Annotated in this window: 22 protein-coding genes and 1 tRNA gene; 2 read left to right on the plus strand and 21 right to left on the minus strand. The window is 60.4% G+C overall.

Translation table 11 applies throughout. The annotated features are described in order from the left end of the window. Window positions 1-288 precede the first annotated feature (288 nt). The 9 genes from ACTQV4_RS06460 to ACTQV4_RS06500 form a co-directional block, all read right to left on the minus strand. A complete protein-coding gene (locus ACTQV4_RS06460) occupies window positions 289-1008 on the minus strand; it encodes a GntR family transcriptional regulator (protein ID WP_441056551.1) in 720 nt (239 codons plus the stop codon). Between the two features lie 142 nt (window positions 1009-1150). Then, the gene (locus ACTQV4_RS06465; RefSeq protein WP_441054364.1) at window positions 1151-2158 is read right to left on the minus strand and encodes a YitT family protein; all 1008 of its coding nucleotides are present in this window, start codon (window positions 2156-2158) and stop codon (window positions 1151-1153) included. A 206-nt stretch (window positions 2159-2364) separates the two neighbouring features. Beyond that, on the minus strand, window positions 2365-2994 hold the full coding sequence (locus ACTQV4_RS06470; protein ID WP_154518552.1) for an HAD family hydrolase: 630 nt from the start codon (window positions 2992-2994) through the stop codon (window positions 2365-2367). A gap of 157 nt (window positions 2995-3151) precedes the next feature. Next, window positions 3152-4135, minus strand: a complete 984-nt coding sequence (locus tag ACTQV4_RS06475; protein WP_441540434.1) for an SIS domain-containing protein — start codon at window positions 4133-4135, stop codon at window positions 3152-3154. 198 nt (window positions 4136-4333) lie between these two features. Next, the gene (locus tag ACTQV4_RS06480; RefSeq protein WP_117855153.1) at window positions 4334-5167 is read right to left on the minus strand and encodes a PTS system mannose/fructose/sorbose family transporter subunit IID; all 834 of its coding nucleotides are present in this window, start codon (window positions 5165-5167) and stop codon (window positions 4334-4336) included. 13 nt (window positions 5168-5180) lie between these two features. Continuing rightward, window positions 5181-5975 carry a PTS mannose/fructose/sorbose/N-acetylgalactosamine transporter subunit IIC gene (locus tag ACTQV4_RS06485; RefSeq protein ID WP_154518546.1) on the minus strand — a complete coding sequence of 265 codons (795 nt, stop codon included), beginning with the start codon at window positions 5973-5975 and terminating at the stop codon, window positions 5181-5183. A 36-nt stretch (window positions 5976-6011) separates the two neighbouring features. Further along, entirely contained in the window at window positions 6012-6935 is a 924-nt protein-coding gene (locus ACTQV4_RS06490) for a PTS mannose/fructose/sorbose transporter subunit IIAB (RefSeq protein WP_154518543.1), read from the minus strand. Between the two features lie 183 nt (window positions 6936-7118). Beyond that, window positions 7119-8237: a DMT family transporter gene (locus ACTQV4_RS06495; RefSeq protein WP_441569511.1), complete on the minus strand. Its 1119-nt coding sequence runs from the start codon at window positions 8235-8237 to the stop codon at window positions 7119-7121. Between the two features lie 405 nt (window positions 8238-8642). After that, window positions 8643-9635, minus strand: coding sequence for an SIS domain-containing protein (locus ACTQV4_RS06500; protein ID WP_117648180.1), 993 nt, complete (start codon window positions 9633-9635; stop codon window positions 8643-8645). 206 nt (window positions 9636-9841) lie between these two features. Between ACTQV4_RS06500 and ACTQV4_RS06505 the strand changes: the two genes are divergently transcribed. Further along, window positions 9842-10564, plus strand: a complete 723-nt coding sequence (locus ACTQV4_RS06505; protein ID WP_427747834.1) for a GntR family transcriptional regulator — start codon at window positions 9842-9844, stop codon at window positions 10562-10564. Window positions 10565-10585: 21 nt separating this feature from the next. Here the strand turns inward: ACTQV4_RS06505 and ACTQV4_RS06510 are convergent, their stop codons facing one another. The 8 genes from ACTQV4_RS06510 to ACTQV4_RS06545 all read right to left on the minus strand — a co-directional run bounded on the left by ACTQV4_RS06510 (window position 10586) and on the right by ACTQV4_RS06545 (window position 21555). Continuing rightward, the gene (locus ACTQV4_RS06510; protein ID WP_441569512.1) at window positions 10586-11176 is read right to left on the minus strand and encodes a GNAT family N-acetyltransferase; all 591 of its coding nucleotides are present in this window, start codon (window positions 11174-11176) and stop codon (window positions 10586-10588) included. Between the two features lie 78 nt (window positions 11177-11254). After that, window positions 11255-12280, minus strand: a complete 1026-nt coding sequence (locus ACTQV4_RS06515; RefSeq protein WP_441545566.1) for a threonine aldolase family protein — start codon at window positions 12278-12280, stop codon at window positions 11255-11257. Window positions 12281-12325: 45 nt separating this feature from the next. Next, the gene (locus ACTQV4_RS06520) at window positions 12326-13189 is read right to left on the minus strand and encodes a phosphatase PAP2 family protein (protein WP_441569513.1); all 864 of its coding nucleotides are present in this window, start codon (window positions 13187-13189) and stop codon (window positions 12326-12328) included. A gap of 56 nt (window positions 13190-13245) precedes the next feature. Continuing rightward, window positions 13246-16878, minus strand: coding sequence for a transcription-repair coupling factor (gene mfd, locus ACTQV4_RS06525; RefSeq protein ID WP_441569514.1), 3633 nt, complete (start codon window positions 16876-16878; stop codon window positions 13246-13248). Between the two features lie 120 nt (window positions 16879-16998). Then, complete coding sequence (nth, locus tag ACTQV4_RS06530; protein ID WP_427719497.1) at window positions 16999-17664, minus strand: endonuclease III; 666 nt, start codon at window positions 17662-17664, stop codon at window positions 16999-17001. Between the two features lie 63 nt (window positions 17665-17727). Continuing rightward, window positions 17728-19530: an ABC transporter ATP-binding protein gene (locus ACTQV4_RS06535; RefSeq protein WP_441569515.1), complete on the minus strand. Its 1803-nt coding sequence runs from the start codon at window positions 19528-19530 to the stop codon at window positions 17728-17730. A 127-nt stretch (window positions 19531-19657) separates the two neighbouring features. Continuing rightward, on the minus strand, window positions 19658-21013 hold the full coding sequence (locus ACTQV4_RS06540; protein WP_441049020.1) for a DNA recombination protein RmuC: 1356 nt from the start codon (window positions 21011-21013) through the stop codon (window positions 19658-19660). Between the two features lie 119 nt (window positions 21014-21132). After that, window positions 21133-21555 carry a hypothetical protein gene (locus ACTQV4_RS06545; protein WP_154518493.1) on the minus strand — a complete coding sequence of 141 codons (423 nt, stop codon included), beginning with the start codon at window positions 21553-21555 and terminating at the stop codon, window positions 21133-21135. 26 nt (window positions 21556-21581) lie between these two features. Between ACTQV4_RS06545 and ACTQV4_RS06550 the strand changes: the two genes are divergently transcribed. Further along, window positions 21582-21767: a hypothetical protein gene (locus ACTQV4_RS06550; protein WP_441567067.1), complete on the plus strand. Its 186-nt coding sequence runs from the start codon at window positions 21582-21584 to the stop codon at window positions 21765-21767. A gap of 241 nt (window positions 21768-22008) precedes the next feature. On the opposite strand, the gene rbr is transcribed toward ACTQV4_RS06550, so the two are convergent. The 4 genes from rbr to ACTQV4_RS06570 all read right to left on the minus strand — a co-directional run bounded on the left by rbr (window position 22009) and on the right by ACTQV4_RS06570 (window position 24492). Then, on the minus strand, window positions 22009-22548 hold the full coding sequence (gene rbr, locus ACTQV4_RS06555; protein ID WP_154518486.1) for a rubrerythrin: 540 nt from the start codon (window positions 22546-22548) through the stop codon (window positions 22009-22011). A gap of 113 nt (window positions 22549-22661) precedes the next feature. Beyond that, on the minus strand, window positions 22662-23567 hold the full coding sequence (locus ACTQV4_RS06560) for an adenine glycosylase (protein ID WP_441569516.1): 906 nt from the start codon (window positions 23565-23567) through the stop codon (window positions 22662-22664). A gap of 21 nt (window positions 23568-23588) precedes the next feature. Beyond that, window positions 23589-24074, minus strand: coding sequence for an RrF2 family transcriptional regulator (locus ACTQV4_RS06565; RefSeq protein ID WP_154518481.1), 486 nt, complete (start codon window positions 24072-24074; stop codon window positions 23589-23591). Window positions 24075-24414: 340 nt separating this feature from the next. Further along, window positions 24415-24492 (minus strand) — tRNA-Asp (locus tag ACTQV4_RS06570). Between the last annotated feature and the right edge of the window lie 222 nt (window positions 24493-24714).

Below are 24714 nucleotides of genomic sequence, written 5' to 3' on the forward strand. Positions count from 1 at the left end.
CCAAGCAAAAAACGGGAGATTATCCACGCTCATTCTGCGGGTAGTCATTGGGGACATTCTTGACAAGCGCGGAAACGTCGCTGGTTGAGCATAAGTCAGCGAAAACGCCCCTAAGCGAGCAAGGTGACGTGAAAGAGGAGGGAAACGTACTTCGGTACGCGACCGACGATTGAACGTCAGATTGCCGCTTAGGGGCGTTTGCAGCGTCGACCGGTCCGCCGTTCGTTAGAACGGCGGAACCAAAGGCGTAGCGTCGAGCCGTTACGCGGTTTGGTAAAACCGCGTAACTTACATGACCATAACGTAGCGGCTACCCACGTAGTACTGCTTGCCGAGCAAAACCGGCTCGCCATTGGGACCGGTAAAGCCGGCACGCAGGTTGAGCAGCGGATCGTGCGGAGCGATGCCCAGCTCGGCCGCCTGCTCGGCATTGGCGCGAACGGCCTCGACCGTGCGGTAGCCAACCGAGGCAATCGGCGTTCCACCAACACGCTCGACCTCGGCAAAAATCGACTTGTCCTCAAGATCGGCCGTCAACAGCTCACGGTAGGCGTCAAAGGGCACAAAGATGTTCTCCTCAAAGATGGGCTCGCCGTCGGCCGTACGCACGCGCTTGATATGCAGCAGCAGCGCATCCTTCTGCAGGCCAAAGAACTCCATCTCGTTTTGGCGCGCCGGAACGATCTGGCGATCGATTACATGCGCGCCGGCCTTCATGCCATTGTCGGCACACAGCGCGGTAAACGTCTGCAGCATCGAGGCATGAAACTGGCGGTTGATGTGCGGCGTGGAGACAAACGTGCCACGGCCTTGCTGTTTAACCAGATAGCCATCGGAACACAGCTCCTCTACGGCGCGGCGCACCGTAATACGGCTCACCTCGTACTGCTCGGCAAGTTCAAGCTCGGACGGGATACGCTCCTTGGGTGCATAAACACCTTTCTCGATCGAATCCTTGATTTCGTCGTAAATCTGCTGGTACAGCGGCGCATTTTTGGGTGCAGGCATATCTAATCACTCTTATCGAAATATCAGAATAACAAATACGTATATAACGTCTAGTTTTATGTTACCTCATAACGATAAAACGATACACCCTCCCTACCAAAAAGGGACAGGATTGAGCAGAGCCGGCAAAATGCCAAATACCTTACTTGCCGTCGTCCTGCTGCAAGCTGTCCTGTTCGCTGAGGCGCACCTGCCTGCTGGCCATGCGTGCGGGCTTGTCGGGATCGGGAACGGCCGTGGGCATGGGTTCGTCGACATGACCGCCCCACCAACCGCCCACAAAGTTGAGCGTGTGGAACACGTTGATTACGGCGCCGGGATCAACCTCGCATACCAGCCTGATAATGTCCTGGCTCTCGTAGGTCGAGACAACGGTGTGCAGCAGGTACATCTTCTCGCGGCTGTATCCGCCGACGACCTCGGCGCAGCTAATGCCGTGCTGAAAATGGTTTACGTAGGCAGTCATGACCTCGTCTGCCTTGCGCGTCGTGATCTGCAGCGTCACACGATCGTAGCGATGATAGAAACTGTCGATGGTCTTGGTCGAAATAAACTGAAACACAATGGAATACGCCGCCTTGTCCCAGCCAAACATAAAACCAAAGATTGCCAGGATAAAGCAGTTGAAGCCAAAGATGACGCCCCAGATGGTCTTGCCCGTGTGGTTGGAAACCCACAGCGCGATAAAGTCGGTACCGCCGGTGGATGCGCCGGACTTAAGCGCGATGGCAGCACCCAGGCCCGAGACCACGCCGCCAAAAATGATGAGCATGATCTTGTCGCCTAAAAACGGCGCAAAGTGAAAGACGTTGAGGAACAGCGACGAGAGCACGACCTGCATCATCGAGAAGATGACGAAGCGCTTGCTAATGCCGTTCCAGCATAGGAGCGCCACGGGGATGTTGAGTGCGAGCATACCGAGCGAGATGTCGATGTGAACGCCGCCTAGCGAGGTAACGCGATCGAGAAGGACCGCGACGCCGGTAAAACCGCTCGGAAGCAGGTCAGCGGGCCGAATGAACGCCTGGATCAGGAATGTCTGGAGAACGGCAGAGACCGTGACTGCCACGGCAGTAATGGCACGGCGGACGATGGTGAGGCGGCCGAGTACGAGCACGCGGTCCGTGAGCTGATCGATGGCATCCGCCACGCAGGCTCCTTTCGAAGGCAGATATAGTTGTGGGGCATGCCCGCGATTGTAGCATGGAGCGTGCGGGGGCGCCTCAATTCACCCTCTCTCGACAACCATCAGAAGGACCGTGAGGCCGCTCAAAAGAAAAACGCCGTGAAGAGAGCGATCCCTTCACGGCGAATTCGGCATTTGCCCAGATAAAACCTGCCAAAATAAACCTGTCCCTAAATGGCAGGTAGGATGTCACACAGATTGTCGATGACAACGTCGGCGGCAGACTGGTCCAGGTTGACGCCCTCGTGCGGACGCAGCGCCAGGACGCGGGCGCCAGAGCGCTTGCCAGCCTCGATGCCCAGAGGCGAATCCTCGATAACCAGGCACTCGGCAGGCTCCACCCCCAGCGCCTCCATGGCACGCTGGTAGATCTCGGGGTCGGGCTTAAACGCACTGCACTCGTGACCGCTGATGGTGTAGTCCAGCACGTCGGCGATGCCGGCAATCTCCACCAGCTCGTCGATCAGCTCGCGATAGGACGAGCTCGCGATGGCACACTTCACGCCGCGCTCATGCAGCTCACGCATCACCGGCTCCGTCTGCTCGTTGAGAAGCTCGGCATACGGAACGGGGTGGTGCGGGCTGTAGACCTGCTTGTACTCCACGCGCAGGCGCTCACGCAGCTCAACATCGTCGGGCACCAGCGCCTTCCAAATGGCCGGCTCGTTAGACCCCGAAAGGTCGGGGATCTCGTCAAAGTGGAACCCCTTCTCTTCCATAAACGCCACGCGGCGACGGTTGTAGAACCACTCGGTATCGACCAGCACGCCGTCCATGTCAAACAGCACTGCCTTGATCATACGCTCCTCCTTCCACCTGCCAAAAAGGGACAGGTTTATTTTGGTAGGTTTTATCTGGGGTTTGCGGCGCGACAAACACGCCCCCCAAAGCAAAAAAGGGGACGGGGCGAAAACCCCATCCCCTCTCAATCAACCCGTAAGGTCTACTTACTTGTGATTAGTAGGAAAGCTTCCACATGTAGCGACGCATGGTCAGCGGGTGCTGACGGGCCTCGGCGATCTGGTTGCCGTACTCACGCATAACGGCGAGGTGCAGCAGCGGGTTGAAGTAGGTGACGACACTCGCGGGCACGGCGTCAGCCAGGCCGTAGTCCTTGGAGTCGATCAGAGCGACCTTGGCGCCCATGCGCTTAAGGAAGGTGAGGGCGCGGGCGTCCATCGGACGGGTAGCGCCATCGGACATGAAGAAGACGTAGGGCTTACCCTCGGTGGAAACCTCGAACGGGCCGTGGAAGTACTCACCGGTGTTGTAGGCAGCGGCGTCGATCCACTGCATCTCGGTGAACAGGAAGGCGGCGTGAGAATAAGCCATCTTCTCGGAGGCACCGGAAGCCATGAAGTAGATCATCTTGTCGTCCTTGAAGTCCTGAGCGAACTGCTTGGCAAGACCCTTGCAGGACTGAGCGGCGTTCTCGCAAAGGTCGAAGACGTTGGTGAGGCCGGTGATCATGTCCTCGTAGTGGTCATAGCCCTCGGTCTGCTGAAGGATCTCGAGAGCAAGAGCGATGGCATAGCCGGGCTTCTCGCACTTGGCAGCGTAGTTGGCGTGGAAGCCGTGGATGATGACGTGGTCGGCGTCGACGGTCAGAGCGGAGCCGGCCTTGTTGGTGAGGGAGACGACCGGGCAGTTGTGCTTCTTGGCGGTCTTGTTGGCCTCGACGGTCTCGGGCGTGGAGCCACCGAGGGAGCAGGTGATCACGAAGGTGTGCTCGTTGACCCAGGAGGGCGTGTCGTAGTTGAACTCGTTTGCGGTGAAGATCTGAACGTTCAGCTTGTCCGTGTTGTTGGCCAGGAAGTACTTGGCGGGGTAAAGGTCGGACATGGAAGCGCCGCAGCCAACGAAGGCGACGCTGTGGATCTCGTGGTTGGACAGGACGTCAGCGACGATCTGCTTAGGGAGGTTAAGGTCGATCTCGTACATCTGACACATTCCTTTCGATTTTTGCGGCGCCACTTTGCCGGACGTGCGCAGGATTACCGTGATTTGGACCGAGTCGCCGGCCCATTGAAGATGTGACATAGGGACTGTCCCTTTGACACATTTAGGGATGGAAGCCTGCCTGGGGTATGGGATGCCAGGCAGGCTCCCCGGGGAAAGCGGTTAGACGCTTGGGCGCGACTAGGCCAGGATGCCGGCCGCGGAGAGGGCGATGCCGCCCACGATGGCGATCACAAGAAGCCAACCGGTGTTGACGTTCTTCTTGATGAGCCAGTACATAAGGCCGGTGAGGCCAAGGGAAATCATCTGGGGCATCATGCCGTCCAGGATGTCCTGGATCACGACGGTGCCGTCAGCGAACTGCAGCGGGGTGGTGGCGCCGATCAGCGTAGCGATCATGCCGCCCACGGACATAAGACCCACGATGCCGCAGACATACATGAGCTTCTCCATGAGGTCGCCGCCCTGAAGCTTGCTCAGGTACTCGTGGCCGCCCTGATAGCCCATCTTGGCTGCGAACCACGTGATCAGCACGGAGGGCACGATGGAGATGAGCATGGCCAGGATCGGGCCCATGATGGAGCCCTGCTGAGCCAGCTGAACGCCCAGACCAAAGGCGATAACGCGGATGGTGCCCTGGAAGAAGGAGTCACCAATACCGGAAAGCGGGCCCATGAGGGAGGTCTTGACCGCGTTGATCGAATCGGGATCGAAGTTCTCGGGATCCTTGGCGTACTCCTCCTCCATGGAGGCGGCGAGGCCCAGGACGAAAGCGCTCGTCTGCGGAGTGCAGTTGTAGAACGCCATGTGACGGTGGTAAGCCTCTTTCTTGGCAGCGAGCTGCTTGGGGTCGGACTCATCCGGATAGAGGCGATCGAGCGTGGGAACCATGCCATAGAGGAAGCCCATGTTCATCTGACGCTCGTAGTTCCAAGAGGCCTGGATGGCCCAGGAGCGCCAGAAGAACTGGCTGACCTTCTTGTTCAGGGACACGTCCTTGGTTGCGGTTGCCATAGTGTGTTCCTCCTTAGTCTTCGTCGTCTTCGAGCGGATCGTAGTCGGAATCGACACCGGCGGCTGCATGGGAACCGTTGAACTTGAAGCCCATGAAGACGACAGCCAGGCACACACCGATCAGAGCGACCGCGATGACGGACAGGTTGAGGTAAGCGGCGAGCAGGAAGCCGATGAACAGGAACGGAGTCATACCCTTCTTGATCATCATGGTGAGCAGCAGGGCCAAGCCGTAGGCGGTCATGATCTTGGTCGAAACGTTAAGACCAGTGGACAGCCACTCGGGAACCATGTTGACGATGGCCTGAACCAGGTCGGTGCCAACAAAGACGGCGAGGAAGATCGGCAGGAAGTACATGACGGCGTACAGACCAGTGCCGACGCAGATGTGCATACGGTAGGCAGTCTTGAACTTTCCGTTATCGATCGCGCTATCTGCCACATGGGTGAGGGCGGCGATGATGGAACGGAACACGATGCCGAGGAGCTGACCCAGGACGGCGACCGGGATGGCGATCGTCATGGCAGTCTCGGCGGAAGCATCGGTCAGGCACGCAAAGGCAGCGGCCACGATGCCGCCCAGGACCATATCGGGCGGAACGGCAGCACCGACCTGCACCAGGCCCATGGACACGAGCTCGACGGCGGCACCGACGGCAAGGCCGGTGGGCACATCGCCCAGCAGCAGACCGACGAGCGTAGCGCCAACGAGGGGCTGCTCGAAGTTAAGACGACCGAGCAGGCGGGAGTCCCACATGCAGAACACGCCGACGAGGCCGACGAGCACCGCACTGATGAACGTATTCATACCCTTCTCCTTTCAGTCAGGCAAAAGCCTGGTTGACTACAGCTTGGCGTCGATGTCGACGCTCTGATACGTGGGGGTCTGCTGGACATAGAGCTTGATGCCCATGTCGAGCAGCTGGTTGATGTCGGCCTTCTGCGTGGCGTCGAAGAAGACGGAGCTGTCCTTGCCGCCGACCTGATCGGCACCGTCGTGGTTGGCGGTGGCGCCCAGGTTGATGGCGTCGAGCTTGTAGCCCTGGCAGAACTGCAGCATCTCGGCAGTGTTGCCAAAGACGAACATGACGCGCTCGCCGAGGGTGTTGAGCTTGTCCATCTTGGCGAGGGCACGCTCGACGGTGAAGACGTTCAGGCGCACGCCCTGGGGCTTGGCCAGCTTAAGAGCACCCTTCTTGATGTCATCGTTGGCGGCAGCGTTGTCGACGACGATGATGCGCTCGGCCTGAACCTTGGTGGTCCAGGTAAAGACGACCTGACCGTGCAGCAGACGGTAGTCAAGACGTGCGAGGACGATCTTGGCGGGACCGGAGCTGTGACGGGACGCCTTGGCCTTCTTGGCGGGAGCCGCGACGGCCTCGACCGGTGCGTTGGGGTTGGTCAGACCAGTGCGGGCCTCGTTGATGAGGGCCGCGAGCTCGGTGCCCTTGACGGGGGCGGGGCTCATAGCGAGCGTGAGCGCCAGCGGGATGTTGAAACCGCTGACAACCGTGAACTTCGTGCCGTTCTTGGAAAGCTCGACCATGCTGTTGTTGACCGAGCTGCCGAGCATATCGGTCAGCACATAGACGGTGTCGTCCGCGTTGAACGTGGCGATCATGGCGTCCACCTTATTGGTGATGGGCTCCTTGTCGTCACGAGCAAGCGACACGACGTGGACGTTCGACACGTCGCCGAGAACCATCTCGAGCGTGTCTTTGGCGCCTGCGGCCAGGCCGCCATGAGATGCGAGAATGATCTGATTCATCTTGCCTCCTCCTTCTCGTTATGGTCATTATAACGTCTTATACGCTACTTATATTGATAATTAGTATAAAGACCGTTCGCGGTTAAAAATCGACCGTTTACGGGTTTAACGTACTCGAAACGTTAGGGCTGGGTAGGCGGGCACTGGCTGGATAACCCCAGGTCGGATGCCGCACGCAATTCCCTATCGCACGAAGTACCAGGGACTTTCCTGTACGGTGGGCTCCAGCGCGATGCCGGTGCGTTCCTTAAACAGATCCATGTCCTGCGATTTCTCCGTCCACCACGCGTTGGGCTTAAAGGTCATGCTCTCAATGACATGACCGACAAACACACTGTTGCGCAGCTTGGAAAAGTCGGTATTCATAATCAGGATGGACGCGAGCACCAGCACGATGCCCAGGACTTTGATCGCGCCGGCGGGCTCGGCGTAGACACCAATGCCCAGCAGTACGGTGACAACTGTCTCGAATGACATTACGACGGGAACTTTCGACGTCTCGAGCCCCATGGACAGACCCTGCATATATAAGATGTAAGCCACGGCTGTGGGGATGAGTCCAAAGCCAAGGAACAGCAGCAGCAGCTGTGGCGACATTGCCGCGGCGACATCTGGCCACGGAGCCGCGATAGCTGCCATAACCGCACCGCCAAAAACAAAGCCCCAAAACGTGACAGCCAGCGGGTGGACCGTCTTGGTTGCTATTCGGCTAAACACCGCGAGCGACGCACCACAAAGGCCTGCAATCACACCCGACGTGACGCCCCAAACCGAAAAATGAAAACCGGAAAGGTCGCCATTGGTCACTGCAAGCACACAGCCAACGATGTTAAAGACAATGGCAACGAGCTTGTTAGGGGTCACGTCCTCGCGATAAAGCACGCGGCCGAGCATGACGCCAAACACCGGCGAGGTGTAGAGCAGCACCGAGGCCGTGGACATGCCCACCTCGCCCATGCACTCGTAATAGCAGGTGTTGGCGGCGGCCAAACCGACGATACCGACAAGCGCGCAGGGAACAAGCTCTTTAGGACTTGCCTTGAACAGTGTCAGGGGACCCGATGCTTTTCCCTCACGAGCACCTCCCTGGCAACCCATGAACGCCAAGACCGGAGCCATTAAGACGGCACCCGACAACAGGCGAAAGGCCGCCATGCTCTGAGACGAAACACCCATGGCCGAGATGCCGTTTACAAAGATTCCGATGCTGCCCCACATAAGCGCGGCGATCAGCACCAGCACATAGCCCAGATTGCTTTTCTTCAACGCAGCCTCCTCGGTATTGTTTCCAATATGTTTCATACTACGTTATAGTCGTTATATACATTTTTCAAGCCACAAATCGCCGAACGGAAAAATATGCTCCCCAACATGGTCATTGGTACTCGTTGGGGAGGTACTTAAACGACTAGTCATTCAGGAACGTCCCCAATGACTAGTCGTTTAAGTACGTCCCCAATGACTACCCAACGACTAGGACTGTCCCCAACTGCCGGCAGAAAGGGAACGTCCTCAACTGCCACATCTGGACCAAGGCGACGCCGATGCTTTGGCAACGTCAGCGAAAACCCGCCAGAGCGAGCAAGGTGCCTTGAAGCGAAGCGGCATTGACCTTCTGGTCATGCCGCCGAAGTTGAAAGGCAGATTGCCGCTCTGGCGGGTTTGCATCGTCGAGCCGTTACGCGGTTTGGCAAAACCGCGTAACTCCTAGTAGTCGAGCTTCCACATGTAGCGGCGCGTCATATAGTCCTTGTGGGTGACGGCAGAGAGTGCACGCATGTAGACGTTGTTGAGGATCGGCGCGAAGATCAGGTGGTTGAAGTACTCGCTCACGCTGTCCTTGATGTCGTTGAGGCCGAGCTCCTTGGCGTCGAGCTGATAGACGCGCTCGCCACCGTACTGGTTGACGAAGCGGATGCCGCGCTCGTCGTTGCAGCGGCTGCGGCCGACGCTGATGAGCTGGAACAGCGAGGTACGCTTGTCCAGGATCTCGAAGGGGCCATGGAAGAAATCGCAGGTGTTGATGGTGCAGGAGTCGATTTGCAGCATCTCCTGCACGTTGCAGATGCTAAAGACGTAGGCGGCACCAAAGAGCGGACCCTGAGCCATCACGTTGATGCAGGGCTTGTCGGCGTTCTGCTCGGCCCACTTGGCAGCAAGCGGACGGGTGTACTCGACGGCCTTGCGATAGATGGGGTCGACCAAGTCGAAGGCGGCCATGGCGGTCTCGTACTCGGCATAGCCCTCGGTCTGCTGCGTGAGCTCCATGGCGATCATGGTCACGACGGCGGAGTTGGTGCGGCCCATGCAGGACTCGTCGACGGCCAGGCTGTCGTACTGAATCTTGTAGTCGCAGACCTCGGTGAGGGCGGATTCGTCAACATAGATGGCGATGGTGCTGGCGCCGTGGTCCTTGGCGACCTGGGCGGCGACGATAGTCTCCTTGGTGCCGCGCATGGACACGACGACGGCCAAGGTGTTCTCGTTAACGTAGGCAGGGGTGGCGTGCACGAACTCGTTGCTGGTGTAGCTGGAGCTCACGACCTGCGTGGCCTCGTGCTCCATAAAGTACTGGGCAGGATAGTTACCGCCGTTGGATCCGCCGGCGCCAATCCACACGACGCGCTTGATGCCGCCCTTGTCTGCCTTGTCGGCCAAAACCTGGGAGACGACATCTTTAACCTGTTCCTGAGTAGTCATCGTGCATCAGCCTTTCTTCTCGTTTGATGCTCATCACAGGCATACAAGTTACATACATGTTTTGGTTATGTCGACTAGTTGTATGCTATATTTGTCTTAGAAATTTTGCTGCTGTGGTTTTCGGTAGCTCGCTACCAGCATTTTTATTGTTTTATTAAATACATGCTTGCTTAGGTAAGCATACAGGTTAGATATAGGTTGGCAATATGGGCGTCACATCTAAAAAGAAACTGACCCAATACGAGCGCTTGGCGGGCACGCTGCGCGATCGCATCGCTGCCGGCACGTATGCGCGCGGAGACAAGCTGCCGTCCGAGATGGAACTCATGGACGAATCGGGGCTGTCACGCAGCACCGTACGCCACGCCCTTAAGGTGCTCGTTGATGAGGGCCTGGTGCGCACCGAGCGCGGGCGTGGCGCCTTTGTGGCCGACACGCCCGCGCTCCACGAGAACAACCTGGTGTTTTCGAGCTATACCAAGCAGGTCGAAGGCCAGGGCATGAAGCCCACCACGCGCACCGTGGACTCGGGCTTTGCCAAGGCGGCCGGCAGCATAGCTAAGTTCTTTGACGCCGCCGTGGGCAGCAAGCTCGTCAAACTTGTCCGCCTGCGCTACCTGGACGACGCGCCGCTGTGCCTGGAGACCACCTACCTGCCGCCAAGCTTCGAGACGCTCATCGATCGCGATATCAACGGTTCGCTCTACGCCACGCTGCGACAGGAGTTCCATCGCGCACCGGCACAGGGGCATAAGACCTTTGAGGTGTGCTATGCCTCGCAAAACGAGGCGTTTTTGCTCAACGTTGAGCGCGGGCAGGCGCTGATCCTGATCACCGACTACGTCTACGACACCGACGGCCGACCGCTCCATGTCTCCAAGCGCATCCAACGCACCGACCGCGCCAAATACACCGAACCCATCGGCTAACCTGCCAAAATAAACCTGTCCCTAAATGGTAGGTTTGGGGAGGTCGGGGAACCAGGTTGGTTTGGGTTGGTTGGGCGTGCGCTCGGCTAGGACCAGCTCCATCCAACACATGTCGTACCAGCGACCGAACTTTTGGGCGCAGCGGTCGAAGGCACCCACCAGGCGATACCCCATATGGGCATGGAAATCCTGGCTGTTGTGCGTCAGATGCTCGTCGTCCTTGTCGTGCGGCACGGCGATGAGCGCGCACATGTTGGTGATGCCCATCGCAATCAGGCATTGCTTGAGCGCATCGTGCAGCTTGCGGCCCAGCCCGCCGTGGAGCACATCGCGCGCCAGGTAGATCGACGTCTCGACCGACCAGTCGTATGCCTCGCGGCTGTTGAGCGGGCTCACATAGGCATAGCCTACCGGACGCCCGTCCAGCTCCATCACCAAATACGGGTAGCGCTTGAGCGTACGCTCGATACGCCCGGCGAACTCCTCAACGCTCGGCACCTCGTATTCGCAGGTAATCGCCGTATGGCGCACATACGGCTCATAGATGGCAAGCAACGCCGGCGCATCGTCGGGCGTCGCCAGGCGAATCGTCGGCTCGGACATTTCGGTCATACAACCCTTCCCCCTCAAAAACAAAGGCTGCCCTGCGCCAAGCTCAGGCGCAGGGCAGCCCCTTGTCATTACATCAGGCTACAGGACAGCCGCCAACGCGTCGATGTCCTCCTGCGTCGTGGCCCAGCTGGTGCAAAAGCGCACCACCGTGTGGGTCTCGTCGTACTTTTCCCAGTACTCAATCGAGGCATGCTCGCGAATGCGGCCCATGTCCTCGTTGGGCAGAATCACAAACTGCTGGTTGGTCGGCGTCTCCAAAAAGAACTGGTAGCCGCGCTCGTGCAGCACGCGACGAAGCGCCTGAGCCGTCTCGATCGCCTGGCGACCAATCTCAAAATACAGGCCATCGGTAAAAAGAGCCTCGAACTGCACGCCCGTCAGGCGGCCTTTGGCAAGCAGCGCGCCATGCTGCTTGATACGCGGAATGGGATGCGCCGGGGCGTGCATACCGCAGAACACCACAGCCTCTCCGCAGAGCGCGCCGCACTTGGTACCGCCGATGTAGAACACATCGCACAGCTGCGCCAGCTCGGGCAGGGTAATGTCGCACTCATCGGCCGCCAGCGCATAGGCCAGGCGGGCGCCATCCACAAACAGCGGAATCTCGCGCTTCTGGCACACTGCGTGAATCGCCGCGAGCTCGGCCTTGGAGTACAGCGTGCCGTACTCGGTCGATAGGCTCACGTACACGGCACCCGGGAACACCGTGTGCTCGTAGCTCTCGTTTTCGTAGAACACCTGGATATAGTTCTCAAGGTCCTCGGCGTGCATCTTGCCCTCGTAGCCGGGGATGGTGAGCACCTTGTGGCCGCCAAACTCGATGGCGCCCGCCTCGTGGCAGGCGACGTGGCCAGTCTCGGCAGCAACGACGCCCTCGTACGGCGCGAGCAGCATGTCGATCACCGTCGCGTTGGCCTGCGTGCCGCCCACCAGAAAAAACACGTCGGCATCGGGGGCCTGACAGGCCTCGCGGATAAGCTGCTTGGCACGCTCGGTATGTGCATCGGTACCGTATCCGGGCTGCGGCTCCATATTGGTGTCGACGAGCGCCTGCAGCACCGCCGGGTGTGCGCCGTGGGAATAATCGTTGTTAAACGCGAGCATGGCAATCCTCTCTTACCGGGTATCGGCCAGATGATTCAAACGGAGCTATTGTACGCCGCTGGGATAGGCAATGCGCGCGGCAAGGCACTCAAGTGCCAGCACCAGAGCAAAACCGCAGCTCACATCACTCAAAAAGTGCGCTCCGATCACGATGCGGCCAAACGCGACGAACGCCACAACCACAGCCGCCGTCCAAAAGACCACACGACGGCGCGACGGCTTTTCCTTAAAGGCCGCTGCGGGAAGCCCGGCGAGCATAAGGCCGATCGCCGCGTGCGCCGCGTGTCCGCTCGCAAACGACTTAAAGCCGTCCTTGGCTACACCGGCGGCAATATAGGCCCGCTTGTCGGGGTTGCCGATCACCCACCACGGCTGAAACTCGAGCCCCGGCGTCACCTCGACCACGCGCATGCGCGGGCGCGACCACAGCGGCTTGACGATCACGTTGAGAATGATGGCCTGAGCGACCCACACGGCAAGCACCATGAGCGCCCAGCGTGTGAGCTCGTCGGGCTCGGTCGTGCGCGTGAGGCGATAGACGATAAGGTTGGCGACGATGGCCAGCACAAACGTCAGCACCAACTGAGCCGCGATGAGTTTGCCGCCAACCCTCAGGGACGAAACGATCTCATAGACGGTCAGGCCAACATTGACGAGGATGCCGAGCACGGCGAGCCATTTGCTCCCCCTGGAGTCGGGACGCACCGCGCGCACGAGCATAACGCCCGCGACGCTCGCCGTCAGCTCAAACGGCAGCTCGCCGGTCGCCTCGATAAAGCGGCCGTACATACTGCCGATGTTGAACAGCGCGCTCGAGATCTGATAATCGAAGAAACTGCCCACGCCCAGGCAGAGGACAAGGATAACCGCGATAGCAGCGGCATCTTTCTTATAGATGTACCCGAACATGCTTTCCTTTCGATGGAACCAGATTGCCCAAATGGGGCGTTTACGGCGTCGACCCGTTAGTCATCGTCGGACGTGCCCAGCTGCTGCAGCAGCATGAGTGCCGCGGCCACGGGGCCGGTGCCGTCGTTGGCGTCGAGACCGCGACCCAGGCCGCTGCCCGCGCCGGCGCCCGCCTTGTAGGGCACCGACAGTTTGCGGCTCTTGGGGAAGTTTACCGCGCCATAGCGGGTCTTAAGCTCATAGGCCACCTTCTTGGGAACGTCGACGCCCAAAAACGTGATGCGACCGCCGCTGAGCGTAACGCTCTCGAGCCCCAGGCGCTCGCCGCGAATGCGGATTCGCGCGCGATTGAACAGGTTGAGTCCCGCCAACGGCAGCTCACCATGCGCGGCCTCGGTCTCTTCCTGCACCTCGTCGATGCTCTCCAGGTCCTCGGCCGCCGCAAGCTTACGGTATACGAGCACGCGCTGATCCACCGCCGGCAGGTACTCCTCGGACAAGAAGTAGTCGGCCGGCAGGTTAATACCCACGCTCGCCGCCTCCACACCGGCATCGTCGTCGCCGCGCGCCTCGGCCACGGCCTGGCCCAGCATCTGCGTAAACAGGTCAAAGCCCACGCTCGACAGATTGCCGTGCTGCTCGGCGCCCATGAGCGAGCCGGCGCCGCGAATCTCCAGGTCGCGCATGGCGATACGCATGCCGCTGCCCAGGTCCTGGAACTCGGAGAGTGCGGTCAGGCGCGCCGTAGCCTCCTCGGTGAGCGGCAGCTCGCCCGGGAACATAAAGTACGCGTAGGCTTGCGTGGCAGAACGGCCCACGCGGCCCTTGAGCTGGTAGAGCTGTGCCAGGCCCAAGCGCTGCGAATCCTCGATGATGAGCGTGTTGGCGGTCGCGTTGTCGATGCCGCTCTCCACGATGGTCGTGGCGATGAGCACGTCGATCTTTTTGGTCGCGAACTCGATCATCACGTCCTCGACCTCGCGCGGGCTCATCTTGCCGTGCGCCACGCCCACGCGCGCCTCGGGCGCGGCCTCGTGCACGCGTGCCACGGCGTCGTCGATGGTCTTGACGCGGTTGGACACGTAGTACACCTGGCCGCCGCGGCCCACCTCCAGGCGAATCGCCGCGCTCACCACGTCGGGGTCGTACTCCCCCACGTGCACGATCACGGGGCGGCGCCCGGTCGGCGGCGTGGTGATCAGGCTCATGTCGCGCACGCCGCTCGTGGCCATCTGCATGGTTCGCGGAATAGGCGTTGCCGAAAGCGTGAGCACGTCAATCTGCTCGCGCAGGTTCTTGAGCTGCTCCTTGTGCTGCACGCCAAAGCGCTGCTCCTCGTCGATGATCACCAAACCCAGGTTCTTGGGGTTCACATCGGCCGAAAGCAAACGGTGCGTGCCGATGAGCACGTCGATCGTGCCCTCGGCAAACGCCTTGAGCGCGCGCTTCTGCTGCGCCGGCGTGCGAAAGCGGCTGAGCACCTCGACCTCGAGGCCAAACGGGGCAAAGCGCTCAAAGAAGGTCTCGTAGTGCTGTTGGGCCAGAATGGTCGTGGGGCAGAGCACCATGACCTGACGGCCGGAGTCCACGCACTTAAACGCCGCGCGCAGGGCAACCTCGGTCTTGCCAAAGCCCACGTCGCCGCAGAGCAGGCGGTCCATGGGCTTGGGCGCCTCCATGTCGGCCTTAATGTCGGCGATGGCCTCCAGCTGGTCGCGCGTCTCGTCGTAAGGAAAGCTCTCCTCCATCTCGATCTGCTCGGGCGTATCGGGCGGGCAGGCGATACCGGTAATCGACGAGCGGCGCGTATACAGATCGACCAGGTCAAACGCCAGCTTTTTGGCGTTCTTGCGCGCCTTGTTGGTGGCACGCGTCCAGTCGGCGGTGTTGAGTCTAGTCAGGCGCGGCTTGTCGCCGTCGGGACCAACATAGCGCGTGATGCGGTCGACCTGCTCGAGCGGCACGTAGAGCTTGTCGCCGTCGGCATATTCCAGCAAAAAGTAGTCGCGCTCCTTGCCGCCCACTTCCTGGCGCGCGATCTCGCTAAAGAGCGCGATGCCGTGGGTAGCGTGCACCACGTAGTCGCCCGGCTTAAACGGAAACGTGATCTGCGTAATGTCCACCTTGCGACGGCTGCGCGCGCGGTTGGCGTCCATGCGGGCATTGAGATCGGCGATCGAGAACACGGCTAGGTTGGCATCGGGCACCACCACGCCCTGCGGCAGGGCAGCATCCACAAAGGTCACGCGTCCGCGCGAGATGGTGGGTACGGCAGCACCGGCGGCAGCCTGGGCGGCGCCCGCCTCGAGCGATCGGGCGTTGAGCGCATCGACGCGGCGCTCGCGGATCGAGGCATGGGCCTCCTGGCGGGCAGCACGGTCGGCAGAATCTGCCGCTGCCACGCGTACGCGCTCGCCAATAACACCGGCGTTTTCGGGGGCGGCCGTCAGCGACTCCTCAAAGGTAATGCCCTCATCGCCAAAGGTGAGCTCCATCGACTCGCGCGCTCCGCGGTCGGGAATGGCAAACACGCAGGCATAGCGCTTGCCCACGACTTCCTGAACGCGCGTCATAAAGCGGTTGTCCGAGCCTGCGATAGCCGGCTGCTCAATCTTGAGCTCTGCCGTAACCGCACCGCCGGCGCGGATCAGGCTCACGTAGTTCAGGCGCTGCTGAGCACCAAAGTCGAGCTGCTGGGCGCGCACGTACAGGCCGTCCAAGCGGTCAATCCCCGCCTCGCCGGCGCGCGCCTCGATATCCTCGTAGGCACGCAGGCAGTCGTCGAACAGCGAGCGAGGCTCGGACAGAACCACAAGCGCCTTGCCGCTCACGTGCGCCAACGGGCTCACGGTCTGGTCGTACATCACCGGCAAAAAGCGGTCGAGCTCGGGTGTGACGATACGCGCATCAACCATCTCGAGCAGTGCCGCCAGCTTGCTGTCGCTCTGGCTTGCGCGATAGAGCGCCACGTGCATGTTGTGAACGGCTTCGTCGGTAAGCGCCAGCTCGCGGCACGGGAAGATCTCGATGCTGTCCTCGTTGCCGATGGTTTGGCCCGTAGAGCTCACCATACGGCGAATGCGATCAATTTCGTCGCCAAAGAACTCAATGCGCACGGGCGCTTTCTCTTGTGCGGGGAATACCTCGACGGTGTCGCCGTGCACGCGGAATAGGCCGGGTGCGTCGGCGGCGCCGGCATTGGTGTAGCCCATGCCCACCAGGCGCTGCGGCACTTCGTCAAAAGGAATCTCCTCGCCCACCGCAAAGGTCGTGGACTCCCAGTAGCGGCTCTCGACTGGCGGCACGCAACGCAGCAATGCACGGGCCGAGGCAACCATGATGCAGTTGTCCCCGCGCACGATACGCCCCAGAGCCTCGCAGCGCTGCGCCACCACGGCATCGTCGGGCGCCTGCTCGCGCCACGGATAGTCCTTGCGCTCGGGAAAGCGGCACACGTGCGCCAGGCCCACGTAGGCGGCAAGGCTGCGCGCGGCGCGATCGGCCGCGTCCTCGCCGCTCACAATGTAGACCGTAGGGCGCGGGCGGCGCGCAAACTGAGCAGCCGCCATAAGCGTGCGGCCCGACTGCGACACGGCCAGCGTCACATCCTCGCCGGCATCGAGTCCGGCCTCGACGGTCTGCAAGGCCTCGGCAGTGTAGAGCTGCGCGGCTATACGGTGAATGAGCATGCTGTTCCTCCGGCATCGCAACGCCAAAAGCCCGCCGGGGCAAGCTCGGCGGGTCGTGCGTCAAAAGTATTGATTATCATGGTAGCGCATGAGGTGAACACGCCAGCGCACGCCAAACAGCTACCCCAAAACGCGCATGCTCGGGCAAAGATCTGCCAGCGGGCACTCGTCGCACTTGGGTTTGCGGGCATCGCAGATCTCGCGGCCAAAGGTGATCCACTGGTGGTTGACCGACTCCCAATACTCGTGCGGCAAGATCTTGAGCAGATCCTGCTCGGTCTTGAGCGGCTCTTTGGCGTGCGTCTTGGGACTCAGCATCAGACGGTGCGCGATGCGGTTGACGTGCGTATCGACCGCAATGCCCTCGACAATGCCAAACCCCACGTTGAGCACGATGTTCGCCGTCTTGCGCCCAACGCCCGGCAGCTTGACGAGTTCCTTCATGTCGGCCGGCACCTCGCCGCCGTAGTCGGCGACAATCATCTGTGCGGCCTCAACGGCGTGCTTGGCCTTGCTCTTATAGAAGCCGAGCGACTTAATGGTATCTGCCACATCGGCAACGCTCGCCCCCGCCATGGCCTCGGGCGTGGGCCACTGGGCAAACAGCTTCGGCGTCACCTTGTTGACCTGCGCGTCGGTCGTCTGCGCCGAGAGCAACACCGCTATGAGCAGCCTATAGGGATTCTCGTGGTCCAAAAAACACTCAACCGGGCCATAGCGACGGTTAAGGCGTTCGCACACCTCAACGGCGCGCTCGCGCTTGGCGGCATTGGTCTCGCGTGGCATAACGACTCCTCGGATCAGCGGCATAACTTACCTATGGGCACGATTGTCCCACGTATGGGGTCTTTACGCCTCCAAAAATGCGCCGGTCTGGCGGCCCCACAAGCTCGCATACTCGCCGCCTGCCTCGACAAGCTGCGCATGCGTACCGTCCTCGACAATCTCGCCGTCCGCCAGCACCACGATGCGGTCGAGCGCCGCCACGGTGGACAGGCGATGTGCCACCACAATGGAGGTACGGCCACGCATCAGGTTCTCAAGCGCCTCCTGCACCAGCGCCTCGGACTCGCTATCCAGGGCAGAGGTCGCCTCGTCGAGCACCAGAATCGGCGCGTCGGTAAGGATGGCACGGGCGATGGCCACGCGCTGGCGTTGGCCGCCCGAAAGCTTAACGCCGCGCTCGCCCACCATGGTGTCAAAGCCCCGGGGCAGGCGGTCGATAAACTCCAGGGCATTGGCCAAGCGGGCCGCCTCGCGGATCTGTTCGTCGGTGGCGTCGGGGCGGCCGTAGGCGATGTTCTCGCGAATGGAGCGGTGAAACAGCAGTGCCTCCTGCGGCACGTAGGCAACCTGGCGGCGCAGGCTCTGCTGCGTGCAGCGCGAGACATCCTGACCGTCCACGAGTACGCGACCGCCCTGTACGTCGTCCAGGCGCAGCAGCAACTTGGTGAGCGTCGTCTTGCCCGAGCCCGATTTGCCCACCAGGCCCACGCGCTGACCCGCCGCCACATGGAGCGTCAGGTCGTCGAACACGCTCTCGCCCGCCGCGGCGTCACGGTATGCAAAGCTCAGGTGCTCAAAATCAATCGCGCCCTCACCCACCTTGAGCTCGGGAGCGTTCTCGTCGTCTGCCACCAGACGCGGCTCGTCCAGCACGCGCGTCATCTCGGCCGCATCGCCGAGCGCGCGATTGATGCGCTGCATCATGGAGCTTACGTAGTTCAGACGCATGGTGAGGTTGTACGTATAGGTAAAGATCATGACAAGCGAGCCGGCCGAGATGCCAAACCACGCGTTGCCGCCCGCGACGAACACGCTCACCACGGCCATGGTGATGACGATAAGGCCCGAGGTCGTAAAGTTGCGCTGCATCATGGCGTGCATCGAAACCGTCTCGGCGTCGCGCGCGGCGCGGTCGGCGCTATCGAACAGGTCGCGCTCAAAGTCTTCGCGCCCGCAGGTCTTGACGGCCAGGATGTTCGTGACCGCGTCGGACAACACGCCCGACAGCTTGTTCTGCGCGGCGGACGTCGCGGCCGAAAGCGGCATGATGCGCTTATACATGAGCCAGACAAACGCAATGTAGACGACCATAATGCCCACCAGGATCACGGTAAACGTCGGCACCACCGGAGCGAGCGCCGCCACCGTGCAGACAACCGAGGTGATAGTGGGAATGAGCGAATACACCGTCACGTCCACCAGCCCCGTGTAGCCGCTCATAAAACGGCTCGTCTGGCTCACAAGCGATCCACCAAAACGGCTGGTGTGGAATGTCATGGATTGATTGGAGAGCGTGTCGAAGCACAGGCGCGCCAAGTGATAGTTGCCCGCAATCTCGAGCTTGTAGACGGTGTAGTCCTGCAGCTTGGAGAGGATCTGGCCCACTAGGTTAACGAGCACAAGCGCCAGAATGTAGGGGCCAAAGACCTCAAACACCCGGTCGCCCGCCACGGGGCCGGCCTGGACGCGGTCGACGATAAGCGCCATCACGTAGGTGTTGGCAAACGTGAGCAAAAAGATGTAGCCCGCCGACGAGAACACCGAGAGAAAGACGATCAGCGGCTGCGTGCGCGTGACGTCCCAAAAACGCTGTAGCGTGCGGCGCACGGTTGAGCGTTTGAGCGGACTGGTGCTTCTCTGTGACATGGGCTTCCTTTCACATATGGCGGGGCTAAACGTCATTGTTGCATACTAAAGCGCACTTCAGGCAAGCACGATGCGAAAAGCAGCGGGGCGCCCGCGTTTGCGCCGGTGCCCCACCGTCTTGTTGTAATTATTCCTCGTCTTCTTGGTCTGTGAGAAGGCCCGCGGGCGTGAGTCCCAAGATTTCATCAGCTTGGTCGGCGTCTTCCAGCGCGTCGATGTCCTTGAGCTTGCGCTCCATGACGTTGGTGCGCGTGGTGATGATGCCCTCGACCGTCTTTCCCGCGGTCTCGATTTGCTGCTGGGCGCGGCGCAGCGCCGCCTGATAGCGCGGCAGCTCGGCCTTGACGGCAGAAAGCACGCGCAGAACGTCATCGGTGCGTTTTTGCAGCCTAAACGTCTGGTAGCTCATCTGCAGGCTGTTGAGGATGGCCGCCATGGTGCTAGGGCCGGCAACGTTGACGTGATAGTCGCGGCCCAGGGTCTCGATAAGTCCCGGACGACTGACAACCTCGGCGTACAGCCCCTCAAACGGCACGAACATAATGCCAAAGTTGGTCGTTGCCGGCACACTCAGGTACTTTTCGCAGATGTCCTTGGCCTCGCGCTTGACCATGGCATCGAGCGTCTTACGCGCAGCGGCGACGGCCTCAGCGTCACCCGACTCCTGGGCGTCGAGCAGATGCTCATACGCGTCACCCGGGAATTTGGAGTCGATCGGCAGCAGCACGGGATCGCCCTCGTCTACCGGCAGCTTGACGGCAAACTCAACGCGCTCCGAGGCGCCGGGCTTGGTGGCGACGTTTTCCAGATACTGGTCGGGCGTAAGGATGTCCGCCAGGATTGCACCCAGCTGTACCTCGCCCAAAATGCCACGCGCCTTTACGTTGCCCAGCACGCGCTTAAGGTCGCCCACGCCGGTGGCGATGGACTGCATGTCGCCCAGGCCCTTGTACACGGCCTCGAGCTGGTCGCTCACCTGCTTAAACGATGCCGACAGGCGATCGTTGAGCGTGCGGGAGAGCTTCTCGTCCACCGTCGCGCGCATCTGATCGAGTTGCACGTTGTTGTCTTTGCGGATAGCACCCAGCTGAGCATCGACCGTCTCGCGCACCTTGTCCAGGCGGTGCTCGATGCCCTCGCGGTTGGCACCGAGTTGTTGGGCCGTCTCGCGGCGCAGGTCATCCATCCGGTCACCAGCTTGCGAAAACTCGCGTGCGATGTTCAGGTAACGTTGCTGCTCCACGGCCGCATCTGTCGTCTGCTGCTGCGCGATGGCATTGGCCGTGCGGCGGGTTTCTGCCAGCGCGACGTTCAGGGCATCGAGCGCGTTGTTGGCCTGCTCGAGTGCCGCCAGCGCCTCCGCACCGCCATCGCTGCGCTCTCGCAGCTCGGCGCGAAGGCCCTTGAGCTGCAGGGCGCAAGCCACAGCCACTCCTACCGCTACCAAGGCGATCACGACCAGCACAATATCAACAGCAGACATAGACTCCGCCCAACAAACCCAATCGAACAATAATCGAACCGCAATCAATCTTACCCTGTCATATGCAGCGCGTGGCCGGCGGCGCATCAAGTTACCTTTGCGCTATGAATACTGGCACGCTAACTCTCCCAGCCGGCGCGGATGGTTGTTACGACATCGCCCAGGCGCTGGCCGAGAGCTGTCAAATGTTGGAGCACTTCGCTGGGCGAGGCGCCGTTGAGAATGCACGTGAGGGCATATGAGGCCAAGAAGATTGCCGCGAGTCCCAACGGGATCAGCACGATCATCGCCAGCGTACGCAGGCGCTGGGCCCAGCGACGGCGACGCGCACGACGCTTGTCGAACGCAAGCTCCTGCGCATATGAATCTTGCTGTACGGAATAAGCTCCTGGGTCCACCTCACCCGCAGACGATACCGCGGGCGCGGCGTTTTGCGCAGGAGGCTGGACGGCTGCCCCTTGCATTTGCATCTCCATAAGCCGCTGCTGTTGGCGCAGCATGCGCTCGGCTTGTTGCTGCGGGGTCTCAAGAAACAGATCCATGTTGGCCTCCTCAATAGGAGCATTCGATGCTTGCGCCCAGCATCCCGCACCATCGCGGCCGCGGCAACGAAATCCGCGGCAATAGCCGCAAAGATTCTTTTGTCAGAAAACTGTCGAAAAGTTCAACATCTCCCCTACCAGCACTTTCTTTGAGCTTTTTTCGCCAGCAATCTTTTACCCTTTCGCCCTTGCGCCATCCGACCAAAACCTAACCAAAAGCTTGACGGAAATTGTGAAGACAGGGACCCCACACAAAAACGTGCCGCCCCAAAAGGGGCGGCACGCAAACTTCTAATCAGCTTTTCTGTAGCGAGCACGCAACGACCCAACGCCGGGGCGCGGGGAGGGAGGCCGGATTGCCTTCCCTCAACGCGACCCTGCGGAGCCGTGAGCGGGGAGGGAAGGCAATCCGGCCTCCTGCCCCGCGCCCCGCAGTCCACGTTCGTATCGGCGCTAGTAGTTCACCACCTGCTCCTCAAAGTACGCCTTGGGATGGTTGCAAACCGGGCACACCTCGGGCGCCTTGGCACCAACATGCAGGTGCCCGCAGTTCAGGCACTTCCACACCTTTACGCCCTCGCGCTCAAACACCTCGCCCGATTCAATGCGCTCGACGAGCTTGTTATAGCGCTCCTCGTGAGCCTTCTCGACAGCGCCAACGCCACGGAACTTCGCGGCAATCTCGGCAAAACCCTCCTCTTCGGCGGTCTTGGCGAACTCGTCATACATCGTGGTCCACTCGTAGTTCTCGCCCGCGGCGGCATCGCGCAGGTTGTCCAGCGTATCCGGAACAGCACCGTCGTGCAGGTACTTAAACCACAGCTTGGCATGCTCGGACTCGTTGCCCGCCGTCTCTGCAAAGATATTCGAAATCTGAACGTAGCCGTCCTTTTTGGCCTTGGATGCATAGTAACGATACTTGGTGTGCGCCTGGGACTCACCGGCAAAAGCGGTCTCGAGGTTCTTCTTGGTTTGAGAATTCTCAAAATCCATAGGTGTACTTCCCTTCAATATGCGCCGCCCACAGACTTTGAGCGGCATTGTCTTTAGGATACCCTCATGCCGAGAATCTAAACCTTACTATCCTGTTCTGCAAATTCGCGTCATCACACACTCAGCCAGCGCTCGCCTTCGGCACGACAAAAGCCTTCGCGCTCCAGGTCGGCAAGAATGCCCGCAATAAAATCGCAACCAACCGGTTCGCGACCCGCTGCGGCCTCCATCTTGTTAACGCCTGCAACAGCTTCAACAAGCGTTATGCCCGCCGGCTGTCCGTCGCGAGCTGCAAGCAGCATGCGCACGATATGGGCACGCTTTTGCCGACGCGAGCCCTCAAACTTGGACTGGCGGCTGTAGCCCGCCGAGCGCCTAGACGGATTGGGCAGCGTCTTTTTGAGATACGCGCCGTAATCCAGCAGCGCGTAATACCACGCGCGCGGCGTATCGGCATCGTCGAGCGGCACGGCAAAGGGAGCGGCCTCATCCGCCGCCGCACCGGGCGCCGCCGGGCAGGCCGCCTGGATCAACGGCACCAGCTCGCGATCGGGAACAGACGGAACGTCAGGAAAAAAGTGATGCAGAAAGACCGTGCGCACATTGGTCTCCAGGTACACTCCCGGAAGATCAAACGCAAACGACCGAATGCCCTGCGCCGTTGCGGGCCCAATACCGGGCAGCGCGACCAGGTCGCATGTATCACGCGGAAACTCCCCATCCCAGTCCTCCACGAGTCGCTGCGCGGCCTTATGGAGCGCCAAAGCACGGCGGTTGTAGCCCATGCCCTGCCAAGCGTCCAAAACATCAGAAGGAGCGGCCTGGGCGAGAGAATGCACGGTCGGAAAGCGGTCGAGCCATGCCGGCATGCGCATCTCTACGCGTGGAACCTGCGTCTGCTGCAGCATGACCTCGGAAAGCCAGATGATGTACGGGTCGCGTGTGCGGCGCCACGGAAGGTCGCGATAACGCAGAACCCCTTCCGAACGAATCATCGAACGAAAGGGGTCCTGAATCATAGCTATGCTCCTTATGCGGCGCTACTCCTCCCGGCAAGCACACGCGCAAACGGCATACTCGGGAAAGGCGTCGCGATCGGCGAACTTGGGATCGACGGCGGGGAACTGGCGGCGAGCGACGACATCGTCCAGCGAAACGGAATCGAGGTAGTCACGCATCAGCGCCTGGGCCCCAGCCCACAGGGGATGATAGCAGCACGTGCCCCTGCGCGCACAGTCGCCATCGAGTGCCGTGCAATCATTCATAACCATAGGGCCTTGAACGGCCTCGACGACCTGACGGATAGTGACCTCGCTCGGGTTGACCTTAAGACGCATACCGCCGTGGACGCCACGCAGGCTCTCCACAATACCGGCCTGAACCAAACCGTGTTGGATCGAACGGGCAAACGAATACGGAACATTGACCTCTTCGGCAGCAGTGCGAACAGAAAGCAACCGCTCCGGCTCCTCGGCAAGCATCGCAAGCATGCGGAGGGCATAATCAGTCTTCCTCGATATGTCCATGTTTCCCCTTTCAAGGAATACGAACAGCTCGAACGGGCTCCGGGGCCGAGCTTACGTCGAGACGCTAAATAACCGCCGGGACAACCAAATAGTGAATTAGATGTCCGCTGAAGGTCGAATCCAAAGCAAATTACATCAGACTAGGCCTGCAGTGGAATTTAGTATAACCTAACCCCCTGTTTCATTGAACGAGTGTTGCGCAACAAACCCCCCTTGTTTAAACCGATATACTTAATTCTCTTCCGCATCTCGGAAACAAGGAGCTGAATGAAAGGGACGGCCGAGCGGTTGTCCTATTAAACGCAAAAAGCCACGTCCGAAGACGTGGCTTTAATTGCGTTGGCGGGAAGTACGGGGCTCGAACCCGCGACCTCCGACGTGACAGGCCGGCGCTCTAACCAAACTGAGCTAACTCCCCAGGCAGTCGTTCGCGCTTGTTTCCGCTCGCGTGCGCTGCGGGGATTAGTATACACAGAAGTCTGTTCGCCGCGCAACAACTTTTTTGAAAATATTTTTAGGGTCCCTCCGGCCTTGATTATCAACTTTATCCGAACACCTCCCACATTCATCCGCACATGTGCGGATGAATGTGGGAACCCGATACCCTGAGGGCCGGATCGGCCGGCCCCGGGAGATCGGA

Source organism: Collinsella sp. LCP19S3_B11, from assembly GCF_052121915.1.
Lineage (GTDB): Bacteria > Actinomycetota > Coriobacteriia > Coriobacteriales > Coriobacteriaceae > Collinsella.